Here is a 2,726-nt window from a genome sequence, read left to right as displayed (position 1 = left end):
GCAGTACGGCCAAGGTCAAATGCAGCGGCCACACCAGCCGCAAAGACTTTTACAAAAGAGGCGTCGTCACGCTCGTCCACGGTGTAAATCGCAGCAGTTTGGCGGACCTCTCCGGTGCGTGTACTCACCAGCTCCTCTGACGTGCCGGTCTTCACGTATCGCTTCTTCACCGTCACCTCAGTGGGTTCCAGTAGCGGGTTGGCTAAGGGGCTGTACTCAAGCTTGCGAAGGTTAATCGTTCCAGACATATCGGAGGCCATTTTTGTCCTTTGGTGAGACACACGTTATGCCCTCGAAAGACAAAAAACAAGCGTATTATGTCTCATAATGTCCTGCGTTTGTCTCGAGAGGTTCTGATTTTGTCTCGAGCTTTCCCGTGGCGTATGGCCCAAAAGGTCGTTTGCTTCTCACTCTGTTACTACGCGCTCTTGATCTGGCTCTTGATGTGGTCTTTGCCCTTGCTCCTGGGATTCAAAGAATCGGGCCGTTCAGCTAGCTCAAGGTGGCACCCAGTGCAGTGACCGTAGGGCGCTGTGCTGGGGGACGCCCAACAAGCGAAGCGCGTTAGCAGCGGTGGTTCAGGCACCGGCGATCTGATCCAGATCCAGCGGCCTTCCAGTCGCTGTGCGCCGACCACTACCGCACAAGGAAGGGAGGTCAGCGTGCGGCTGCTTCGCTCCTTCACGCCGCGCCTCCGGCCTGCGCGCGTTGCTTACTTGCACACGCAGCGCAGGAATTTTCGTTTTGTGTGGTATCAATTTGCTTCCCTAACTACATGAAGTTTTCACATGACCGACTTTTCACATGAGCCTCAATTCACTACTGATAAAAATGGAAATCTTTTACATGCTGAAGCCTACGGGAACCGCATTGAAACGCATCCCGATGGATCTGCAACGATTACTCGTCCTGATGGGACGGTGCTAAAAATTGAAAAAGAAGGGGGTGTCAGTATCGAAAACTTCACTCCTAAATCTTTCGGTTTGGACAATCTCGCTGATCTAAAGAGCTATGTAATTACTGAGGATGACGGGGTAGTCAAACACTCTTTACTGCTCAAGGACGGCGGTACTTACGAGCTCATTTACAATACAGATGGCACCTTCGTTAAAAGCAGTGGCACTAAGGTTTCGATGAGCCTCAGCGTTGATGGTATTGCTACTCTGTCAATGCAAAAGCCTAGCTAAGAACAGCGGTACGAACGAATCTTTGCGAAGCAAAGGTGTAGTGAGTACACCTTTGCTCTTTCGCGTGCGCTCAATCGCTGCCAAGATCGTGCAAACCGCACGATAGAGGCAGCTATGGCATACGCGATTTTGCGCACGGAAAAGCTCAAGACGATGGGCAACATCGGCGGCTCTTTGGCGCACAACTACCGGACGCGAGACACCCCGAATGCGGTGCCTGAGCGCCTGCACCTCAACACACACGAGATAGCTAGTGCCGATGAGGTGAAGGCGGCGATCGTGGCGCGGCTTCCTGAGAAGCGGCGCAGCGATGCCGTGCTGTGCGTCGAGTATTTCATCGGGGCCAGCCCGGACTACTTTGACGGCACAGACGCCAAGGGCGAACGCTATTTCGCCACGGCGGTTGAGTGGCTGAAGGAGCTGCACGGGGCGGATAACGTGGTGGCCACCTCGGTGCACCACGACGAAACCAGCCCGCACCTGGTCGCCTACGTGGTACCGCTCGACCAGGACGGCAAGCTGAACGCCAAAGCGTTCCTGGGTGGCCGAGCCAAGCTGACGGCAATGCAGACCAATTTTGCGAAAGCCGTGGGGAGGTATGGACTGGATCGCGGCCTCGAGGGCAGCAAGGCTAAACACCAGTCGATCCGGGACTATTACGCCAAGGTGAATCAGGCCGAAAACGCCGTATTGCCGAAGATCACGCCGGAGGATTTGACGCCGAAGAAGTCCCGGGGGGAGGGGTTGTTGGGACGGGTGGGGCTGCAAAGCTATCTTGAGACACCAGAAGGGATCGCTGACCGGCTCAACGCGAAGGTCTTGGAGGCGACCAAGGCATACCGCGCCAAAGCCGCGGAGGCCTCTCAGGCGCGCAAGGAGGCGCAGGCGGCGCGTAAGGCGCTGGATGACCAGCAGAAGGCCTTAAAACCGTTTTTGGATGCTCTCAGGCCCCTCAACGAGGCCGAACGCAAGACCTTAGCGGCTGCAATGACGGTGGACAGCGCGAAGATGGTTCGGATGCGTGAAGCTCTGGAGCAAGAGCGCAAAATTGAGCAGCAACGACAGCGCGAAGAACGGGCCGCCGCGAACAAGTCCAGAACGCCCCCACGGGGTAAGGGTATGGGCCACTAGGCAGGGTCGGGCCTAGGCCTCAGTTTCCATCGTGACTGAGGCCGGGGCCGACGGTCCCCGAGAGCCTTTTCTGCGGTATTCGGTGATGAACTTCACGCGATCACCCTTGAAGAACAAGGCGGGATTAACCCAGAAAGTGGATGGGGAGCGGGGGGCCAGAAATTGCTTGGCCAGCAGCTCTTTGAGGCCCCGCTGAAAGGTCTTTTCGCTCATATCTACGGACCGACCGGATAGCCCATCATTGAACCACGCTAGCTCAATGCTTTCGGCGAAACCCTGACGCATGGGGGCTCGCTCGTATTCCTGCAGGACAAGTTGAAACACCCGAGATGCAGTACGGCCAAGGTCAAATGCAGCGGCCACACCAGCCGCAAAGACTTTTACAAAAGAGGCGTCGTCACGCTCGTC

4 protein-coding genes are annotated in these 2,726 nt (G+C 56.3%); 2 read left to right on the top strand and 2 right to left on the bottom strand.

What is annotated here, in order from left to right:
- The coding region (locus GHO25_RS25365; RefSeq protein ID WP_218581091.1) for a hypothetical protein at window positions 1-260 on the bottom strand (260 nt) is incomplete at its 3' end.
- Window positions 261-788: 528 nt separating this feature from the next.
- On the opposite strand from GHO25_RS25365, the gene GHO25_RS25360 reads away from it, so the two are divergent.
- Together GHO25_RS25360 and mobV are read left to right on the top strand one after the other, a co-directional pair.
- Window positions 789-1,187 carry a hypothetical protein gene (locus GHO25_RS25360; protein ID WP_153336997.1) on the top strand — a complete coding sequence of 133 codons (399 nt, stop codon included), beginning with the start codon at window positions 789-791 and terminating at the stop codon, window positions 1,185-1,187.
- Between the two features lie 114 nt (window positions 1,188-1,301).
- The gene (mobV, locus tag GHO25_RS25355; protein ID WP_178110241.1) at window positions 1,302-2,318 is read left to right on the top strand and encodes a MobV family relaxase; all 1,017 of its coding nucleotides are present in this window, start codon (window positions 1,302-1,304) and stop codon (window positions 2,316-2,318) included.
- Between the two features lie 12 nt (window positions 2,319-2,330).
- On the opposite strand, the gene GHO25_RS26215 is transcribed toward mobV, so the two are convergent.
- On the bottom strand, window positions 2,331-2,726 hold a 396-nt coding region (locus GHO25_RS26215), incomplete at its 5' end, for a hypothetical protein (protein ID WP_178110240.1).

Source organism: Pseudomonas sp. FSL R10-1350, assembly GCF_009600525.1.
Classification (GTDB): domain Bacteria; phylum Pseudomonadota; class Gammaproteobacteria; order Pseudomonadales; family Pseudomonadaceae; genus Aquipseudomonas; species Aquipseudomonas helleri.
This window is presented reverse-complemented; position numbering and strand designations above follow the sequence as displayed.

Excerpts from the sequence above, each read along its gene's own strand:
- GHO25_RS25360 (WP_153336997.1), top strand. The coding sequence starts at position 789 with ATGACCGACTTTTCACATGAGCCTCAATTCACTACTGATAAAAATGGA.
- mobV (WP_178110241.1), top strand. The coding sequence starts at position 1,302 with ATGGCATACGCGATTTTGCGCACGGAAAAGCTCAAGACGATGGGCAAC.